Source organism: Chitinophaga sp. (assembly GCF_039596155.1).
GTDB lineage: Bacteria > Bacteroidota > Bacteroidia > Chitinophagales > Chitinophagaceae > Chitinophaga.
Window position 1 is genome coordinate 205,487 of record NZ_JBCNKF010000003.1, and the last position, 20,138, is coordinate 225,624.

General features: G+C 46.4%; 19 protein-coding genes. 2 read left to right on the top strand and 17 right to left on the bottom strand.

The features are described from left to right. Position 1: 1 nt before the first annotated feature. From ABDW33_RS04450 to ABDW33_RS04495, 10 genes are all read right to left on the bottom strand, one after another. Positions 2 to 1,327 carry a sigma-54 dependent transcriptional regulator gene (locus tag ABDW33_RS04450; protein ID WP_343688858.1) on the bottom strand — a complete coding sequence of 442 codons (1,326 nt, stop codon included), beginning with the start codon at positions 1,325 to 1,327 and terminating at the stop codon, positions 2 to 4. Continuing rightward, positions 1,324 to 3,519, bottom strand: coding sequence for a histidine kinase dimerization/phosphoacceptor domain -containing protein (locus tag ABDW33_RS04455; RefSeq protein ID WP_343688859.1), 2,196 nt, complete (start codon positions 3,517 to 3,519; stop codon positions 1,324 to 1,326). The genes ABDW33_RS04450 and ABDW33_RS04455 overlap by 4 nt, the downstream gene beginning before the upstream one ends. A 1-nt stretch (position 3,520) precedes the next feature. Further along, positions 3,521 to 4,201 carry a YoaK family protein gene (locus ABDW33_RS04460; protein WP_343688860.1) on the bottom strand — a complete coding sequence of 227 codons (681 nt, stop codon included), beginning with the start codon at positions 4,199 to 4,201 and terminating at the stop codon, positions 3,521 to 3,523. Between the two features lie 6 nt (positions 4,202 to 4,207). Next, entirely contained in the window at positions 4,208 to 4,684 is a 477-nt protein-coding gene (locus ABDW33_RS04465; protein WP_343688861.1) for a DNA starvation/stationary phase protection protein, read from the bottom strand. A gap of 4 nt (positions 4,685 to 4,688) precedes the next feature. Then, entirely contained in the window at positions 4,689 to 5,108 is a 420-nt protein-coding gene (locus tag ABDW33_RS04470) for a DoxX family protein (protein WP_343688862.1), read from the bottom strand. Between the two features lie 9 nt (positions 5,109 to 5,117). Beyond that, entirely contained in the window at positions 5,118 to 6,914 is a 1,797-nt protein-coding gene (locus ABDW33_RS04475; RefSeq protein WP_343688863.1) for an amidohydrolase, read from the bottom strand. A 1-nt stretch (position 6,915) separates the two neighbouring features. After that, positions 6,916 to 7,611, bottom strand: coding sequence for a M17 family peptidase N-terminal domain-containing protein (locus ABDW33_RS04480; RefSeq protein ID WP_343688864.1), 696 nt, complete (start codon positions 7,609 to 7,611; stop codon positions 6,916 to 6,918). 5 nt (positions 7,612 to 7,616) lie between these two features. Then, a complete protein-coding gene (locus ABDW33_RS04485; RefSeq protein ID WP_343688865.1) occupies positions 7,617 to 8,966 on the bottom strand; it encodes an alginate export family protein in 1,350 nt (449 codons plus the stop codon). A gap of 1 nt (position 8,967) precedes the next feature. Beyond that, positions 8,968 to 9,603 carry a hydrolase gene (locus tag ABDW33_RS04490; RefSeq protein ID WP_343688866.1) on the bottom strand — a complete coding sequence of 212 codons (636 nt, stop codon included), beginning with the start codon at positions 9,601 to 9,603 and terminating at the stop codon, positions 8,968 to 8,970. 175 nt (positions 9,604 to 9,778) lie between these two features. Beyond that, complete coding sequence (locus tag ABDW33_RS04495; RefSeq protein WP_343688867.1) at positions 9,779 to 10,375, bottom strand: NAD(P)H-dependent oxidoreductase; 597 nt, start codon at positions 10,373 to 10,375, stop codon at positions 9,779 to 9,781. A gap of 114 nt (positions 10,376 to 10,489) precedes the next feature. On the opposite strand from ABDW33_RS04495, the gene ABDW33_RS04500 reads away from it, so the two are divergent. After that, positions 10,490 to 10,834 (top strand): helix-turn-helix domain-containing protein, encoded by a 345-nt coding sequence (locus tag ABDW33_RS04500; protein ID WP_343688868.1) that lies wholly within the window; start codon positions 10,490 to 10,492, stop codon positions 10,832 to 10,834. Positions 10,835 to 10,836: 2 nt separating this feature from the next. On the opposite strand, the gene ABDW33_RS04505 is transcribed toward ABDW33_RS04500, so the two are convergent. The 5 genes from ABDW33_RS04505 to ABDW33_RS04525 form a co-directional block, all read right to left on the bottom strand. Further along, positions 10,837 to 11,256: a response regulator gene (locus ABDW33_RS04505; RefSeq protein ID WP_343688869.1), complete on the bottom strand. Its 420-nt coding sequence runs from the start codon at positions 11,254 to 11,256 to the stop codon at positions 10,837 to 10,839. Next, positions 11,240 to 12,337: a hybrid sensor histidine kinase/response regulator gene (locus tag ABDW33_RS04510; RefSeq protein ID WP_343688870.1), complete on the bottom strand. Its 1,098-nt coding sequence runs from the start codon at positions 12,335 to 12,337 to the stop codon at positions 11,240 to 11,242. Before ABDW33_RS04510 ends, ABDW33_RS04505 begins: the two co-directional genes overlap by 17 nt. A gap of 78 nt (positions 12,338 to 12,415) precedes the next feature. Next, complete coding sequence (locus ABDW33_RS04515; RefSeq protein WP_343688871.1) at positions 12,416 to 14,539, bottom strand: 7TM diverse intracellular signaling domain-containing protein; 2,124 nt, start codon at positions 14,537 to 14,539, stop codon at positions 12,416 to 12,418. A 20-nt stretch (positions 14,540 to 14,559) separates the two neighbouring features. Further along, complete coding sequence (locus ABDW33_RS04520) at positions 14,560 to 15,270, bottom strand: hypothetical protein (protein ID WP_343688872.1); 711 nt, start codon at positions 15,268 to 15,270, stop codon at positions 14,560 to 14,562. A gap of 118 nt (positions 15,271 to 15,388) precedes the next feature. Further along, positions 15,389 to 16,495, bottom strand: coding sequence for an Rv1355c family protein (locus ABDW33_RS04525; protein WP_343688873.1), 1,107 nt, complete (start codon positions 16,493 to 16,495; stop codon positions 15,389 to 15,391). A gap of 440 nt (positions 16,496 to 16,935) precedes the next feature. Here ABDW33_RS04525 and ABDW33_RS04530 point away from each other — a divergent pair, with 440 nt between their 5' ends. Further along, positions 16,936 to 17,676, top strand: coding sequence for a superoxide dismutase (locus ABDW33_RS04530; RefSeq protein WP_343688874.1), 741 nt, complete (start codon positions 16,936 to 16,938; stop codon positions 17,674 to 17,676). A 96-nt stretch (positions 17,677 to 17,772) separates the two neighbouring features. On the opposite strand, the gene ABDW33_RS04535 is transcribed toward ABDW33_RS04530, so the two are convergent. Continuing rightward, positions 17,773 to 19,398 (bottom strand): glycosyltransferase family 39 protein, encoded by a 1,626-nt coding sequence (locus tag ABDW33_RS04535; RefSeq protein ID WP_343688875.1) that lies wholly within the window; start codon positions 19,396 to 19,398, stop codon positions 17,773 to 17,775. Between the two features lie 71 nt (positions 19,399 to 19,469). Beyond that, positions 19,470 to 20,132 carry a phosphatase PAP2 family protein gene (locus ABDW33_RS04540; protein WP_343688876.1) on the bottom strand — a complete coding sequence of 221 codons (663 nt, stop codon included), beginning with the start codon at positions 20,130 to 20,132 and terminating at the stop codon, positions 19,470 to 19,472. Positions 20,133 to 20,138: the final 6 nt, after the last annotated feature.

The following is a 20,138-nucleotide window of genomic DNA, read 5'->3' on the forward strand; positions in this document are numbered from 1 at the left end:
ATCATTGGTAAGTTTGCTTAATACCAAATTTCTTCATTTTTGCAAACAGGGTCTGCGCAGCTATTCCCAACGCTGCTGCCGCCCCTCCTGCACCGCTTACCTTTCCCTGGCTGGCCTTCAGCGCCCTGATGATATGTTCCTTTTCCATTTCCTCCATCGTCTTGATTGTCTCCGAAGAAGCCACCGGCGTAATATCGGGCTGCGATCGCAGATCGATAGATGTAATTTCCGGCCCCTCTGCCAGCAATACCTGTCTTTCTATCAGGTGCTCCAGTTCCCTGATATTCCCCGGCCACGCATACTCCTTCATCTGCCGCATTACCGATGGGCTGATCTTAGTCACCGTTTTTCCAAACTTTTCTAAAAAGTGATAAGCCAGCGGTTCTATATCATCTTTCCTGTCCCGCAGCGGGGGAACTTCTATCGGGAATACATTTAGCCTGTAATACAGGTCCAGCCTGAACCTGCCCTCCGCCACTTCTTTCTCTAAATTCCTGTTGGTAGCTGTAATGATCCGTACATCGATCGGAATGATGGCCTGTCCACCCAACCGCTCCACTTCCCGTTGTTGCAATACCCGCAATAGTTTTACCTGTGCTTCCAGTGGTAGTTCGCCTATCTCATCGAGAAAGACCGTCCCTCCGTTTGCCTGTTCAAACTTCCCGATCCGCTGTTGATTGGCACCTGTAAAGGCGCCCCTCTCGTAGCCAAACAGCTCCGATTCTACCAGCGAAAGTGGCAATGCGGCACAATTCACTGTCACCATAGGCTGTTGACTCCGCGAAGATGCCCGGTGTATAGCGGCTGCCACCCGCTCTTTCCCTGTTCCACTCTCACCCGTAATGAGCACAGAAGTATTGCCGGGTGCTACCTTGCTGATATGATCCAGTACATTCGCAAATGCCGTACTCCGTCCTACCATACCGGTATCCGGTAACATCGCCGGCTGTTGCTGCTTTGCCTCCATTTCATGCCGGAAAAAAGCAATATCCAGCATCACCAGCAGATCCTTTTCCCTGAACGGCTTAACCAGGAACCCATAAGGATTGGTAGTCTTTGCAGCCTCCAGGATCTCCTGGTTCGTATTGGCCGAAATAAACAGGAAAGGTGTGCGTTGTGTCATCAGCTCCCTGGCCAGGTCAATGCCTGTCAGATCTCCTTTGAGTATAATATCGATCAGTATCCAGTCAGGTTGTTTGCTCTCTATCAGCTTGCGTGCCTGTACGACGCTGCTGGCAATGCCCACCACCGTATATCCCGCTTTCTGCAGCATCAGGCGCAGGTCATTGGCCACTATAAACTCATCCTCTACGATCAGTATCTTCATATCATTTCTTTTTGCGCAGCAGGGAAAATTACCCTGATGATGGTCCCCTGCCGGCTCTTTACTTCAAAAGTACCGTCCAGTTGCTCACTCAGCCCCCGCATCAGGCTCATACCCAGGGTACTGTTTTCTTCTGTATTCCACTGTGGGGGTAATCCGTTCCCATTATCAAAAATACACAGTTCCCTGCGTAGATCGTCGATCGTGATCAGGGTAATACTGATGATACCCTCTTGCCGGCCTTTAAAGGCGTATTTAATCGCATTGCTGACCGCTTCGTTCAATATGAGTCCCAATGGTACAGCCTGGGCTACATCCAGCTCTAATGGCGCTATTTGCAGCTTGAAGGTAATGGCGGTCTCTGTCGGGAAACTTTCCCTCATATATGCGACCAGTTCACGGATATACCAGCTCATATCAATCGTCGCTAAGTTATCCGTCTGGTACAGCTTCTGGTGAATCAGCGACATGGCATGCATGCGGTGCTGACTGTTCCTGATCGCATCTATGGCATCCTGGTTATCGAGATAGATAGATTGCGAGTTCAGTAGACTGATCACTATCTGCAGGTTATTCTTCACCCGGTGATGGATCTCTTTCAGCAGCCATTCCTTTTCTACCAGCAGCTTTTTCAGCAACTCGTTCTGGTGATTGATCTCCTCCTGTTTTTGTTGCAGTTGCAGGTTACTGCGTTGCTTCAGGCGGCTACGGTTATAAGTCAGTGCCAGTATGAACAACAATGTACATACTCCGGCAAAGATGACATTCCTGAAGATCCTTTCCTTCTGTAGCGATGCTTCCTGCAAGGCGCTTTTCTGCTTGAGCAACTGGATGTCCTGGTCCTTTTTAGCACCTTCAAACTGCAGCTGTAAACTAGCCAGCTGCCTGGATTTCTGGATATTTGTCAGCGAATCCGAGAATACTTTATATTGCCTGAAATGTAACAGTGCTGACTGTACATTGCCCATGGCGGAGTCTGCACGATAGAATAAATGGTACAACATTACCTTTCTGGTAATTTGCTCTTCCCGCTTCTTTGTCTCTTCCTCGGCTGCCACTAAATAAGGAATGCTTTCCTTCACATGGCCTGTACGCTGCAGGTACGAAGCAAGGGCCAGCCGGGAGAACTGTGCGGCTGAAGGGGAGTTGGGGTGACGGTTGTATAACGACAGCAATCTTTTAAAGTAAGGGGCAGCACCTTCATAATCTTGTTTGTCGAGGTAGATATACAGGTATCTTGTTGCAACTTCCGAAGAGTCATCGCTGTCCGCATGTGTATAAAACTTTTCCGCCGCACGGATAGTATCCAGTGCTATATCATACTTGCCCGTCTTGCGGTAAATATAGGCCAGGTTCATTTGTATCGTCTGAATGCTTGGTGTATCACGATTCAGATACGCAATTTTGAGCCCGCGGTTAAAGTAGTCCATTGCCGGTGGATAATCGTCAATGGAAAAATAAATCATGCCCAGTCGGTTGTAAATAGGGCTCATGATGATGCTTGTTTCGTGGAGTTTCTCTCCCGTTTCTATTGCCATGATATTATACCGGAGTGCATTCGGGAAATCATTCATGAACATATACGCGGAGCCCATCAGGCTATATATATAATGCAGCCGTTTATACCCTGTTAATTTATACAATATCAGTGCAGAATCCATCGTCTTCAATGCCTGTTTGTATTCACCGCTGATGGTATACAGCTCACCCGTGTATTCCAGCATACTCCCTGCTGAAAAATAATTTTTTATGTCAAGGTACCGTTGTGCGCCTGCTTTGTAGTAAAATATCTTCTTCTCCATGTCAGCAGGCTTATTGTGGTAAGTACCGCCCACTTCAATCAGCGCTTCTGCCTGTAAGGTGGGGGTGCCATATTGGTTCAGGATAGCCAATGCCTCCTGGCTCACTTCCCGACGGCCGTCATCTCTGTGGGATTCGTTGAGTATCTTGGCGGTCAGGAGTTTCGCGATCCCTATCCCCATCTGGTAGTGTGTACTACGGCTATAGGCATCTATCTGTCTGGCAATGACCCAGGCAGAATCCATATCTTCTTTTTCATATCCCGTTTTCAGCAGCAGGCGCTGCCCCTCCCGGTACAGTTGACCTACTCTCGCGGTGTCCTGTCCAAAGGAAGTAATAAAAAACAGGAGGGCCACCAAAGTGGCCACTCCCTTTATGTAAAGATCATGCCTCATATTATACCAGCTGTTTGCGTGGTAGGGCTTCCCTCATCAGATAACAGATACAAATGGCCACTCCCGGCGCTATAATCGATGTTAAGCCCAGGTACCTGGCCATAATGCCACCCATCAGGCAACCCAGCAAAAAGCCTCCTATTAAGATAGAGACATTTCGCAGACTTTGCAGGGCGGCAGGCTCGTTAAAGCCCGTGCGCAGCAGATTGCCCAGGTCAAGGGCTGCCTGTGTCACATTGCCTGTCATCATCGTGGTCGGACCATGCGTTTCTTTGGCAAAGAGTTTTCCAAAGGCATTCTGCAGGCCCATTGCCAGCACTACCATGAATACCAGCAAATATAGCATAAAGGAACCCATCAGTGGCAGGAACATGGCCGCTACCCCTGTTGTTATCAGCACCAGGCTTTCCACCAGCAGTATCCTGTACTTTCTGTCCAGTACCCTGGCCAGCCAGCCACCAGCCATCACCGCTGCCACAAATGTAGGGAAGGTAATGAGCTTCAGCCAGTCACTGCTCTTACTGGCGGTTGACACCATCTGTGCAGCAAACGTGATAAAGTTGCCGGTCACGTGCGCCGAGAAGATCGATCCTCCTGATATGAAAGTGACCGTGTCACAGAAACCAGCTACCCATGCCAGCAAAAATGTAACCCAGTGGATATTATGTTTTGGTTCTTCCATAGTCAACTATTGTTCTAGGTGTGCTCTCAGCATCCAGGCCATTTTCTCATGTGTTTCCATCAGTCCTGTGATATAATCACTGGTGCCGGCATCGTGAAATGCCTGTGCATAACCATTGATGTTTTCTCTCAGGTGAATGAGAATGCTCTCATGATCTGCCAGCAGTTCTTTGATAAAACCAGTACTATCATTTTTCTCCCTGCTTTGCTCTGTGAGGTGTGTCAGTGCCAGGTACTCTTTCAATGTTGCAGGTGGAAAATGACCAAGACTCCTGATCCTTTCTGCTACTGCATCTACGATCTCTTCCAGCTGTCCGTATTGCGCTTCGAAGAAGAGGTGCTTGCTATGGAAATCAGCGCCGGTTACACACCAGTGTGCTTTGCGGGTCTTTGTATACAGTACAAATTCATCAGCTAAGATCTTCCCTAATGAATGGGCTACCTCACCCAGATAATTTTCTTTGATCCCGATGGATGCTTTCATGTAATTATAATTTTGAGAGTAATAAATAGTCAATGGAGAAACGGCCGGCACCTATCAGCAGGATGAATAACAGGCACAGTGTATATACATAGGGTACATCTCTTACCTCCAGGCTATCCTTTCTGTGCACAACGAAATAACCGATGGCAGTCACCCCGATCGTAGGGAGTATCACCAACCGGGTACCTACACCCAGCATCAGTAAGAATGGAACCACTGTATCTGCAAAAGTGGCTACCAACCCGTTTAATTTGTCAGGCAGTCCAAGCGGATTAGGTACATGCTCACGCTGCCCGTTTTCCACCCTGAACTTTTTCATGCCATGCACCCTGAACAGCTCCAGGGCAAGCAATACCCGGAAACCCAGCATAGCTGCATTATTGAGCGTACTGCCCAGATCTGAGTATAATATATAGCGAAGCATATAAATGATTTAAAATGCAAAACAGGAACATCCCAGCACTCCCCAGAATGCTGTGTAGTTATCAACAGGTACATGGCTCTGGCGGGCTACGTCGTGGTCATGACCATGTACATTACAGCTACCTGCACAGACATGCAGATCGCTTTTTACATATCCTCCAAACGTGTTTACCGGCGACCAGTCAGGCAATACAGGAATCCGGGGCGGCGCCAGGCTGCCAAAATCATCCTTTGCATACACAATCCTGCCACCTACAATCGTGAGCACTGACTCTATATGCCGGATAGCTGCTTCGGGAATGGTGAAGAAGTCCTGGTCCAGCACCGCTATATCTGCCAGCATGCCTGCCTGTATACTGCCTTTGATCTGTTGCTCACTGCTGAACCATGCACTACCACGTGTGTACAACTCCATAGCAGTAGCGCGTGGCAGGCCTTCGTTTAACTGTAAGCCACCGACTGTATTTCCTGTTACTAACCAATACAGCGCTATCCATGGATTGTAACTGCTCACTCTTGTGGCATCTGTACCCGCACCTACAGGTACCTCCATTTCGAGCATCCTGCGGATAGGCGGTGTATGGGCACCCGCTTCCTTACCATAGCGATCTACAAAATATTCCCCCTGGAATGCCATGCGGCTTTGAATGGCAATACCACCGCCCAGCGCTTTTACCCGCGCGATGTTTTTCACATCAATGGTCTCTGCATGGTCAAATATCCACGGCAACCCGTCAAAAGGTATGTCCCTGTTTACTTTCTCAAATACATCCAGGAATCGTGTGATGCTCTCATTGTATGTAGCATGAATCCGGAAAGGCCAGCGTTTTTCTACCAGCAGCCGTACTACCTTTTCCAGCTCCGCCTCCATGTTCTCATGCAATGTTGGCCTGGGCTCCAGGAAATTTTCAAAGTCGGCAGCAGAGAATACCAGCATTTCTCCGGCACCATTATGACGATACATGTTATCGCCCTGATGTGGCTGTACCAATGCAGACCAGTGCTCAAAATCTTCGTACTCCCTGCCCGGCCGCTGTGTGAACAGGTTGTAGGCAATGCGTACCGTCAGCTGATCCTTCTGGTGTAGTTCTTCTATCACCTGGTAGTCCTCCGGATAGTTCTGCGATCCACCTCCTGCATCAATTACACTCGTTACGCCAAAACGGTTTAACTCTGTCATAAAGTGACGGGTAGAGTTCACCTGGTACTCGTATGACAACTTAGGCCCCTTGCCCAGTGTTGCATAAAGAATGAGCGCATTCGGTGTGGCGAGGATCATACCTGTAGGATTCCCGTTGCTGTCTTTTTCAATCTGGCCTCCGGGAGGAGCCTGGGTGTCTTTGGTAAATCCCACAGCTCTTAATGCCGCAGCATTCAGCAATGCACGGTCATATAAATGGAGTATGAAAACCGGTGTATCAGGCGCAATGGCATTGATCTCCGCCAGTGTAGGCATTCTTTTTTCTGCAAACTGTTGCTCGGTCCATCCTCCTACCACTCTTACCCATTGAGGGGTTGGCGTGACCGCTACCTGTTGTTTCAACATGCGAAGCGCATCCGCAAGTGAAGGAACGCCATCCCATCTCAGTTCAAGGTTATAATTTAACCCTCCTCTGATCAGGTGAATGTGAGAGTCAATCAGGCCCGGAATTACACGCTTCTGTTTCAGGTTGATGGCAGTGCCGCTATAAGTATTCAGGATGTCGGCATCCTTACCTACAGCTACGAACTTTCCATCCAGGATGGCGACAGCGGTATGGTCGCCGGGATATATTTTCCCGTTGTATAAAATGAGGTCTGCTTTCATATTACTGGAATGATTGAATCGCATCCTGGATACCTTGTCCTGCTACCGTAAAAAATGCCGGCCCTGCCAGCAGTATCACTTTGCCCAGTGGTTTAAAAGTTGCATAATGCTTGCCTTTCAGGTATTCCGCTACCTTGTAGGCCTGGAGCATTCCCTTGGTTACATTTTCTGCTACCAGGGCAGTTGGAGAGTCTATGCCTGCATCTTTCAGGTCACTTGCAAAAGAGAGCGAAGCTACATTCAGTGACAGCGCTTCACGCATAGCAACACTACCCACTTTCGTCATCAGTTCGGGAGAAAACTGATTGCGATCGCCCAGACCAATCAACAGGAGTTTTTTAGCTTTGATCTTGCCTGCTGGTGGCGTAATAAGAATTGTTTCCAGGGCATGGCCTGCAAACTGGCCGGACTTACGAATTTCGGTAATAAGCCCATTGGTAGCTTCATCCAGGTGTACCATGCCATTGAGCGCTGCTGGCAGGGCAGGGGGCGCGTTGAAAATATCGCCTTCTGTATATTCAAATACGCAGGCGATCTGTAAGTCAGCCACAGCTGCAGACGGGCCTTGTACCAATCCTTCGATGGTTACACCATCTACTTTGCCCCATACTTTGGAAGTGCCGACAGCAGTCGTTTGCTGTGCATGAACAAAAATGTGTGCGAGTAATAATGCGGTTACAACTATTGTGCGTTTCATGTTGATTAAAATTTGAATGCGACACGTGTATTGATAAAGATCCCATCCTTGTGATCTGGAATGAGGTCTTCCACCAGCGCACCGGTTTTGAAATATTGAATCCCTGTATTGATGGAGAAATTTTTATTGAGTGTGTACACTACGCTGGCCAGCCATGCAGTACCAATATACCTTTTGTTACTTGGCAGTCCTGCCATCTTATAACTGCCACTGGGGCGATAAATACCATCCTGTAAGGAGTAGCGCCAGTTAAATACAGCATCTGCCTGTACAGTGAAATGCTCGCCTAAAGACATGTTACTGTAAGGATGCAGATCAATCAGGTTGACAGGACCTATCTGCGGACTAAATCCAAAATAGCCGCCTTTGGGAAAGAGTGGATTAAAGGTTTGCAATTGCCCGTCTCCCTGCCGGCGATCACCCGATATGTAATCGTGGCGGAGGTTGATCGTTGGATGGCCCTTTACTGATTCAAACATATACCCCAGGTCTGCAGATGCAGTCCATGCACGGATGTCACCTGTTCCAAATGTGCCAAACTGGTAAGCTGCTTCCAGGTTATAAATGAATCCACCGCCATATTTCCAGAAACGGCCACCGACCGTATGCCTGATCTCTTTGCCAATGCCTTCTTCAAACCGGGCAGAATCCCGGCGGATGCCCAGGTAATAAGCATCTACATTTCCCATACGGGGAATAATGTATTTACCATATACGCCCCAGAAGCTCACCTGCTTGCTGAGTGTATTGTCAAACACACCTGTATTCACTACATCTGTAGCCATTACGAAGGCATCTACTGATAACCGGGAAGTTGCATACATGATCTTTCCACCTGTAAAGTACTGCCGCAGGTTAGGGCCTTCGCGTACAGAGATCAGTCTGCCACTACCGTAGTCCAGCTCCTGCCGGCCAATGCGGATAGTGAAATTTTTCAACGGCATGACATCGACAAAAAGATTCTGCACATTCAGTTTATCCTCATCAATGGGACGGGGACCATTCTTACGGCCGTTTTCCCAGCCGCTGCGAAGCTGTGTGAATAACCTGAGGTAGGAAGTAAGATGCAGGTCTGCATGTACATCATAGCGCTGGAGCCAGAACGAATTGTGACCAATGCTTTGCTGGCCCCAGTCTTCGTTGTGAAAGTCCACGTATTCAACCCGGGCCTCGCCACCGAAAGAAAGATAGCTGTTACCATGGCCAAGAGGGATATACTTGATTCCCTTGCTGGACGAATCGTATTTTTCGTCAAAGCGCATGAGCTTAAACCCCTGCCCGTAGGCAAGGGTAGAAAGCAACAGCAGGATGGCTGCAATGGTAGCGGTGATACAAACTTTCAGGAACTGTAGCATCTTAGTGATGTTGGAGCATGTTGTGGGCATAGTGAATACCGATGCCATATGCACCACCGTATTTTTTCATGAGGTCAGTAACCGGGCCGTAAGTTTCCTGTCTTGCCCAGTCGCGCTGCAGTTCAAGCAGGTATTGGATAGAAGTGATAGGTTTCACACCGGCATGTACCATTCGCTGCACAGCGCGTTCATGTGCTTCGGTGCTTACATCGCCACAGGCATCAGTGATCACGTATACAATATGTCCCTCATCCAGCGCAGAAAGGGCCGGGCCTACGATACATACGCTGGTCCAGAGGCCGGCAAGTACGATCTTTTGCTGGTTAGTAGCTTTGATTGCTTTGTAGGCGGCAGCATCTTCCCAGGTATTCATACTGGTACGGTCAATGTAGCCGCTGGTAGCCTGTGGATAGAATTGTTCTATTTCAGGGAATACAGGGCCGGAGAAGGAGTTTTCTGCAACCGTGGTAACGATCGTGGGAACGTTGAAAATCCTGGATGCGCCGGCTACGATGGCGGCGTTGGTTCTCAGTTCGCTCAGCGCGATGCTTTTGGTGGCGAAGCCCATTTGCCCTTCAAAGTCAATAAGTACAAGTGCGTGGTTTTCCGGGGCAAGTAGATTAGAAGATGGTTTCATGTTGTGAATGTTTTGCGCTGGGAAGCCAATCTGTATGCCGGGAGTTAATGTGTTGAAATATAGTGGATTATGGAAATGTGGGTGGGGTGATTATTTACTGTATTTCGTATTTTGATTGAAAAATAAAAACGGCACCCGGTAACGGATGCCGTTTCTGAATATATGGGAGAATGTCTTATACAGTGATCGCTTCGTATGCTTTTTCCATCGCCGTATCCTGTACTCCGGGTACAGACAGCCCTTCGGCTCTTACGACAGTCACATCTGTCATGCCCATAAAGCCTAATACAGCTCTCATGTAATTTTCAGTATAGTCATAGATCTTCATGGCGCCTTCCGAGTAAATTCCTCCTGTAGAAATAGCCAGGTATACCTTCTTTCCTTTTATCAGTCCTTCAGGACCATTGGCTCCATAATTAAAAGTCTTGCCTTTTCTTGCAATGTGATCCAACCATGATTTCAGGTTAGAAGTGATGCCGAAGTTGTACATCGGTGCGCCAATGACAATAACGTCAGCGGCCTGCAGTTCTGCAATCGCTTCGTCAGAATGTGCAATTGCACGTACCTGTTCAGCAGATCTGTTTTCATCGGGGGTAAAGAAAGACTGAATATGCGCTTCTTCCAGGTGAGGAAAAGGTGCTGCTGCCAGGTCACGAACCACTACAGTACTACCGGGGTGTGCGGCTGTCAGTTTATCAACAATGGCATTTCCTAATTGTACACTATACGACTCGGTCCTTCTCGGGCTGGTGATCAAATGTAATATTCTCATGATGCTTTCATTTAATTTTAACCCGAAATTATCCAGAATACCTGTGCGGCTGGCGATACTATATTCCCGGATAGCGCTTTCCTTCAGGATAGTAATATGTTGTATTTTTGTATCATGAGCGTACGAACCAAAGAAACATGCAATAAACACATCATCCCTGTAAAAGATGCTCTTGAGGTACTCAGCGGCCGGTGGAAACTCCAGCTCCTCATTCATTTGTCCTTTGGTCCCCGTCGTTTCAGTCAGCTTGCCAAAGAGCTGAGCCCCATTACAGACAGAACCCTCTCTAAAGAGCTGAAAAGCCTCGAAGCCAACAGAGTGATTTCACGAACGGAATATGATGCCTTTCCGCCTGTAGTAGAATATAAGATCACACCCCATGGAGAATCACTGTTCGCCGTGATCTCTGAACTGGGCAACTGGGGGCGTGCACATAGAAAACTGATAATGGATAAGTAGGCTTACGAAAAGTCCCTGAATATCTCTGCCACTGCACTGGTCAACTCTTTAGCCAGCAAAGGTTTCTTCAGTAGTTTCACCACCATCGGGTTCGCATAGGTACGGCTGATGTCACTATAATCAAGCGAAGAGGATACCATGATCACATGGCACTGCGATTTGATCTTGGCGGGATAGCTATCAAAAGCCTCCAGAAAATCAAACCCATCCATTTCCGGCATTTGTATATCCAACAATATGATAGTAGGAGGGATACGAGGTAAAGTTATATTCGACGACAGAAACTCAAGCGCTTTATTGGCATTATTAAAAGCAAGCACTGTCCGGCTGATTTGCTGGATAGCAATCAGCTTTTCATGCAATAGAAGGTCCACTTCATTGTCATCTATCAAAATCACACGTAAATCAGGAATCGAAATCATTTCTGTTCGGAATGCTTATTTCAAATTGTGTACCTTCTCCATACTTGGATTCTACATTGATTGTACCGCCTATCTTATTCAGCGCTTCTTTCACTATATAAAGGCCAATGCCGCTACCCGGCTTGTTGTTATTTTTAGATCTGAAGAACATCTTGAAGATGTTGTTCAGGTGTTCACTCAATATACCAATTCCATTATCTGATATCACCAGTGTTGCTTTGTGTGGCTCTACTTTTACGGCCAGGTTCACTTTAGGGTGCACCTCATCCGGCTTCTGATATTTAACAGCGTTCGAAATAAGGTTATTTAAGATCACACTGATACGGAAAGTATCACCCTTGAAATCCACCGGCTGGTCTACTGCTACCTGGAACTCTATTGCTGTATTCTGATGTTTGAACTGTGAGATACATTCATGTAGCAGATGATCAAAATTAATCTTCTCATACTCCACATCCAACCTTGAGTTGCGATAATATTCAATAATCTTTTGAATAAAACCATCCAGTTTCTGAATACAGACTTCGATCATATTCAGATAGCCATTGGGGTCAGTAACAGAGTTATCCAGCCTGCTCAGATTGATGATACCCAATACAGACATGAGCGGAGAGCGAAGGTCATGAGAAGTGGAATATATAAAACGATTGAGCTCATCATTAATTTTTTCCAGTTCGATGATCTTTTCTTTCAGCTGTTTGCGGGTGGCATATATTTCGTATGCATTCTGAATGGTCTTGTGCAGTTCATGCTCATCCCAGGGTTTCTTGATATAAGAGAAGATATGCCCTTTGTTGATCGCATCGATAATGTCTTCTACATCGGTATAGCCGGTGAGCAGGATACGCATGGGGTCGGGCAGGGTATCTTTGATTTCATTAAAGAATTCAACACCGGTAGATACGGGCATCTTCTGGTCAGCGATGATAATGTGAACATCGATGCCTTTCAGTAACTGCTTACCCTCCTGGGCGGAATTTGCAGTATAGATTTCATAGCTGCGGCGGAAGCTGGCTTTAAAAGCATTTAGGTTGTGTACTTCGTCGTCAATGTAGAGAATCCTAATACGGTTTTCTTTCATCCACTAATGTTTTATAAAAAAACGATAAGGTTTCGATTGTAGGGCTATTCCTGTCTGGGGCTCCATTGGAATATGGCACTAGGCCATAACGGCTATCTTCATTGGTAAATATATAATAAATTCCGCACCTTCCCCCGGAGCAGTATTTACCAATATCCGTCCCTGATGTTTTTCGATGATACTAAATACGATAGAAAGCCCCAGGCCTGTACCCTCCCCAACATCTTTGGTGGTAAAGAACGGGTCGAAGATCTTTTCCTTTACCTTTTCGGTCATGCCCGGACCGGTATCTTTGATACTGATCACGGCCATTTCGTCTTCCTGCCAGGTGGTGATGATTACACTTTCTTCCCTGCCATCTGAGTGGGTTTTAATCGCATTCAAGGCATTGGTCAGAATGTTCATGAACACCTGGTTCATTTTGCCCGCATAGCATTCAATCTTGGGTAGGGTACCATAGTGTTTCACCACCCTTACATTCGGTGGAATGTTGTTCTTAAGCAGTACCAGCGTGCTATCCAGCCCTTCATGGAGGTCTACTGACTTCACGTCACTTTCGTCCAGGCGGCTGAAGGTACGCAATCCTTTGACAATCTCAGCCGTACGGGAAGCACCATCTTCAATGCCTTTGATCAGGGAGGCTATTTCTTCGTGTATATAGTCGATATCTATTTCCTGTTTGAATGTTGCAATGTCCTGTAGTTCTGCTTTTACATCGGTTGCAGTAGCCAGTCCGTCGTACTTGTCAAGGAGTGTCCTGATATCTGCGATATCCAGTTTTAGCGGCTTGATGTTCGAGGTAACGAAGTTGATCGGGTTGTTGATCTCATGGGCGATACCTGCCGTAAGCTGACCCAGCGACGCCATTTTCTCTCTTTCTACCAGTTGTGTCTGGGCGTCCTTCAGGTTTTTCATGGCTACATTCAGTTCTTCGTTGGTGGTTTGCAACTCTTCCGTACGTTTATGTACTTTATCTTCCAGGATAATATTCTGTTCTCTTACCAGGCGTTCATTTTCCTGGGATGCCTGCAGGGCTTCGGCCCTGAATACATTGATCTTATGTGCCAGTGCGAAGGAAAGGAGCAGGGCTTCCATACCTGAACCTATCTGCAGGGCGTAATAGGTAAAGTCGTTATATGGCAGCACATTCATGTTGCGCAATACGAAAACGATCACACTAAGCAGGAACACTGACCAGGCCAGCAGGAAGAAACGGGCAGAGCTATACCCCATCCGGCTCATTTTGAGCGGTACGATAAATACGATCACGGCAGCGACTGATACCACCAGCTGTACCCAGATCTGTGCAATGGTATACCAGTCCAGCAATGCCGGAATAAAGGTGACCATGTATGCATAGATGAGGTAGTTAATGAGATTGTGGCCCCGCTTGTAATTTTGTTTCGTTTGCAGGAACTGCTGTACGAACAGCAACGCAGTGAGTCCGTTGAAGATGGGAACCAGTACAGAGGCATGCATTTCCAGCCAGGGCCATGAAGGCCAGAGAAAACGGAAGGCAAAGCCCTGCAGGGTTGCCTGTGTAAGCCCCACAAAAATGTTGTACGCTACATAGGTCAGGTAACTGTTATCCTTGGTAGACAGGAAGATAAAGAGGTTATAGAACGACATGGCGAGAATGACCCCGACATACAACCCGAAGATGAGGCCCCGGGAGCTGTTTTTTGTCGTAATCTGTTCCTTGGTACCAATATAGATAGGCAGCTGTAGTTGCTCTCCTGCTTTGATACGCAGGTAGTAAAGATGCGTACTGTGTGCCTGGAATACCAGTGGGAATATATAGTTCTGGTGATCGAATATCCTGTTGTGAAACTCGGTGAATTCCCCCAGCCTGGTGGCCTTGAATTTACCGTCGGGCATTAGTTCAAAGAGGGTAATATCGTCGATAGTGGGATATTCTACTTCCAGGAGCAGCTTGCGGGCAGCTCCCGGATTTTCAATGCGGAATCTTGCCCAGTGGGTATAGGGAGTGATCTGCAGGTTAGGCACATTTTCTCCCGGTGAAGTAAAGGAAACCTGTTGAATTTCCCCTATTCCAAGCTTGTTAGATTTGTCAGTGTATAATTCAAGGTACTTGCCTATGCGCGTCAGGGGCATGCCATCTTCGTATACGAAGGGACTGGCAGCCTGTGTATGCACATAGCATAATAGGGCGAGTAACCATAAGGTAATAATCCGGAACATGCGATAAATTTATAGAAAATTCACCTTTCACTCTGCACTTTGGTATATTGATAATCGGGTATTTCCAGATGATAGCTGACCTCGTATGAGCCTTTAGGCCCCACTTCCGTTTTGGTTTGAATGAGTGTTTCCCTCAGATCATAGATGAGCTCACGTTCTTTGGGATCTGCATGTTCCAGGGAGTTGACGTCGTTAATCACCATGGCAGTGGCCACGAAGTCGTCTTTGGGATAGAAAAAGGTGCCTTTATCGCCGAGGGATTCGTCAATCATAAATCCTACTCTTTTCCCGATACGGGTGGTGATGGGAGCGCATAATACGTGGAAATTGTCGATCGGTAGCTGCGAGGCAAGTACAACACCTGCCCTGGCCAGTACCTGGCTACCGATGCCCATACCTGCTACTTCTTTGGAATTCCACATGGCACAGATCTCAGCACTGCCGGGTCTGACCATGTCGTAGATCTTGCTGTCGTACTTACCGATCGCTGTTTCGATAGGAAGGGGAATGACACCGTCTGCCAGCTGAACTCTGGCACCACCATACGTTTTGGTACGTGATTCATCTTCCACAATAATTACAATACTATTTTCATGTTGCATCCAGTCCGCATTGCCGGAAGTGATCTTGGCGATTCCAAAGTAGATCTCCAACAGCCGGAGATGGCCGTTGTAAAACCTCAGGCAGGCTTCAGGATCGTCTGGTGCTCTAAATGCCCTTACTGTAATCATGATTTTGCATGTGGGTACTCTTTAATAATAGCATCGGTAATAGGAACATAGTGAAAACATGCCCTCATTGCATTCGGTTGCATAGAATGTAATGGCAGCATGTTCTAACCAGCTTGATTTAAACAAATATTTGCTCGAAGTCTACATAATACCTGCCGGAACTTTTGTATTGATCCAGCAGTATACGCCTGCAGGTGTCTGTCACCGCTGCGCCTCCCAGTACAACGGAGGAAGCCAGCTGGGGCCAGGTGGTAATCGTTTTACCAATTTCGCCTAGGGAATATTTCATCCTGGCAGACATGTCATCCAGGGCAACCATCGGGCGGAAGATGGGTAATTTCTCAGCGTCAGTTAAACCCTTTAAGCGTTCCAGGTCCAGATCGGCAGGGATAAAACCATGCAGCAGAGGCCTGTCAGGTTCAAGGTCAAAACGTTCTACATCCACCATTCCTCTGTCATTGGTGTCCATTACTACCGGTATTTGCAAGGCTTTGGCCTTTACCCGGCTCAATATCTTAATATCTATGCCATCACATTCTTCTACCAGCACATCCAGGTTCCCTTCAGCAGTAAAAAAGTCGTCCAGGTTCTGCTCAGTAGCACCATCCAGATAACATTTTACTTTGATAAAAGGATCCAGTTCTGCTATTTCCCTGGCTGCCACCACAGCCTTAGATACCTGTATATTATGTATTCCCGTACGAATACGGTTCATATTGGTTAGTTCTATTTTGTCAAAATCAGCTAGTCTCAGTTCTCCACACACACGTTCCATTGCAAGGGTCAGTGCGATACTACTACCTACCGAAAGGCCAATAACGCCGATCTTTTTTGTACGCAGTTTTGCAATTTCATCTGCCATGATCTTATGTTGATTACGGCTTGTGCGCAATGCAATAAAATCTTCCTCATCTACTATATGCACGACCCTGTCTGCCCATGGATAATATACCCATACGCCAATTTCTTCAAGTACCTTTTCTCCAACGTACGCGGCTAAATGTTGGTCATATTCTTCAGGTGTTAAACGCTTCGTTGGGTGGCTGATCTTAATGAGTTCTTTTAACTGTGATACGATGTGATCATAAACGCGGATGTGGGGGTTGCTGCTTAATAAGCTGGTAAGGGCTTTATATTCTTCGGCTTTTCCCAATCTGTAAAAGACCGGTGTATAATTATCTGTTTCTTGTCGTTGTTGTTTAATATGTTCTTCTAATTCTCTCATTTTGCCTGGCATAAAAAAATGTATGAACAATGAACGGTATAAATTGGAATATGAATTGTATAGTTAAAAAAAATAATATTGCATCAGCACCCGCCCTAAGTGTAGAGATATGTATCGGCATAAGGTTGCAGCCTTTTAAGGCTTAGTTAGTTAGCGTACTACATATATTAGTTCGTCATCATGTAGTTTCGGGACAAATAGTTTTAATGATCAAATAAAAAAATTTGCTAAAGTTTCACATGAAAGCTATGGTAAAATAACAATTAATTTCAAAACAATGTGATTTATAGGCGTTATTTTAGGAATAAACCGTGAAATACGAAGTGCCTGTGAGTAGTCATTAATTAAATTTTTTTAATAATTGGTGTAGTATTTGTGGCATCACTAATGTCGTCGTAAATTGAACTACATTCTTCATCATAATTTTTAATACCTGGTATATGAATAAAAGAGAATTTATTAAGTTAGCCGGCCTTGCCAGCGTTGTCGCTGCTGTGGGCAATCCTGCCGGTATGGTGAGTGCTGCTTCATTGAAAGGAAAGAACAATTCGAACGGAAATAGTCCAAAAGCTCCTTTTACTGTGCCTGCGTTGCCTTATGCTTTTGATGCGCTTGAACCAAACATTGACAAGACAACAATGGAAATTCACCATGATAAACATCATGGCGCCTATGTGAAAAATCTGAACGATGCTGTAAAAGGTACGAAGTATGAAAGCCTGACGCTGGATGAAATACTGGCGACTGTAAAAGCAGATGATAAAGCAGTTCGTAACAATGGTGGCGGACACTATAACCACTCACTGTTCTGGACATTGCTTTCACCTACCAAAACAACTCCGTCTGACAAACTGAAAGCGGCTGTAACAGCGTCTTTCGGGTCATGGGAAAAATTCCAGGATGCGTTTAATACGGCTGCAAAAACAGTATTCGGTTCTGGCTGGGCATGGCTCATTGTTACACCTGGTAAAAAGCTGCAGGTGATATCGACGCCGAATCAGGATAACCCGTTAATGAAAGGGATCGTGAAAGAGACAGGTACACCTATCCTTGCATTGGATGTATGGGAGCATGCATATTACCTGAAGTATCATAATGTGCGTCCTGATTACATCAGTGCATTCTGGAACGTGATCAATTGGAATGAAGTAGATAAATTGTATGCTGCGGCAGTAAAATAGTTGTAATAGCAAGCAAATGAAAAATGAAAGCCGGCTTTCATTTTTCACAGCAATAAAAAAGGGTCTGCCCCAGGCAGACCCTTTTTTATTGCTTATTTATTTTCGTTTGAAGAAGACAAACCCATTTTTCTCCCCGATCACCTCCAGGTTTGGATTCGCTCTCCACTTTTCACTGTCCGTAACCCGGCAGACAAAATACGTTGGCTTATCCACCGGCCCGTTCACCAACCACTCCTGGTTATAATAATTCTTATTAGTTGCCGGCAATTTTTTCGTGTAAAACAAATGGGCATAACTATGGTAACTCAACACCTGCACATAATCATCCTTCCCCTGAAATGACTCGAAGAACTCTATCGCAGCCCGCTGTGAGAATCCTTCAATCTTCGGCGTAAAATGCACAACCGTAATCTGTATTGCACAGATTGTACTTACAAACAACATCACCATTCCGGCCTTCACTTTCTTATTGAACAACAAAATTGCACTCACTATTACAAGCAACAGATACACGGCACCATATGCACTTTCCCACAAAGAGAAAGGTATATCTGCCTGCAGATTCGCTTTGGCAAGCTTATCTCCAATCGCTGATATCAACTGTTGCTTATAGACACCTACTACCGGCAATAGCGTAATGGCCGTAGCGATCAGCATCCCAATCAGCAACATCAGCACAATGTTCCAGGCTCTCAGTATCACCTTGCCTTCTGCAATTCTATAAATCTGCCAGGCTGCCAGGAAGCTCAATGGGAAATAGCACAATGAAGAGTAATGCACAATCTTCGTTTCTACGATAGAGAACAGGATGAGCACTACCCAGAACAATACCCACATCCATGTTTTGAAATCCCTCACCTCAGCGCCTTGTGCGCCATTATATATCGACCGGTTCTTCCTTCCCCTGAGATAACTGAACAGGAAAATACTTGCAGGAAAACATCCCACCAGCAATACAAACCAGTGATAGAAGAAATTACCTCCATGCCCTGCATCGGGGGTCGTAAGCAAACGGATCTGATACGTCACAAATTCATTCATAAACCACCAGCCATGGACGATCAGTTCGTACCCAAACCACAATGCTGTTGTGATAAAGGCAGACAGCGTGATCAGGCCCAGTTGCGGCAGTTTAATGCCTGTTTTCCCTTTCTTTGCAATCCAGTATACGATAAACGACAGCAGGCTCACCAATATCGCTACAGGTCCTTTTGTAAGCACCGCCAATCCCAGGCATATACCACCTAATATGGCGACCCGGTTCGGCCTGGCCGCATAGGGCACCCGGAATACACAGTAAATAGCTAAGAAAATAAAGTAGTTGAAAGTAGGATCAATAATCCCTGACTTGAAATAGAAATGAGGTAACCAGGAACCGGCATAAGCCAGTGCCCACCATAATCCCATTTTTTCATCAACCAGTTTTTTCCCGATGCTGAAAAGCGTCACGAGCGTAGCAATACCAACAACGGCATTCGGAAAACGTGCGGCAAACTCATTGACGCCAAAAATGGCCATACTAAAGGCTTGCATCCATATAAACAATGGCGGCTTCTCCCAGAAAGGAGCAAAGTCGATCTGTACCTGAGAGTAATTGTGTGTTACCAGCATCTCCCTTGCTGCTTCCGCAAAGTTGATCTCGTCCCAGTCAAACAAGTGCACATGCCCCAGAAAAGGGACGAATAGGATAGCAGCCGCGATGGCGATAAGCAGGTATTTCATTCCGTTAATTTAGATTGATCTGTTAAGACTCCTGTACTCTTCCTGGTTAACAAATCAACAAAAATAACAAATCAACTAAGACCAATAGCCGCTTCGGGAATAATTTCGGCAGGTCTATTTCTCTTTGTTTTATCGAATACGATGTAAAGCAATACGCTGCTGCATGTACCGATAATACTACCTACATACACATCAACAAAGAAGTGCTGCGCCAGGTAAATCCTGGACCAGGCAGCTGCAAATGCCAGCATGACGAACACCAGTCCCATCATCTTATTGCGGGTGATCAGGGAGAGGAAGCAGAACATGGCAAAGGCAGTGGTCGTATGACCGGAAGGGAAGCTGCATCCGCCGTGAACGGTGACCCATTTTACGGTATGGATGATGGCTGGATTTTCGAAGTATCTAATAGGTCTGGGAGCGTTGAAGTAATGTTTGGCAGTTTGTACCAGGATCGTCACCAATAGCAGGATGCAGCCCGCATTGAAGAACAGGCGGTACTTGCGCAGCGCCAGGATCACTACGAGCATAATGGCAAAGGTGATGCCATCGCCGACATAGGTGAGACCGGACATGACTACGTCTGCCCAGGGCGCGTGAAAGCTGTTGATAGCCAGAAATAGCTCTTCATGCGTGAAGAAGAAGAGTTGTAGAACTGCTCCTGTTATTACCCATAACAGGAAAGGAGTAAAGAACCATGCGTTCTTGCCGAACAGTGTAACAAGCGTTTTCAATTTATT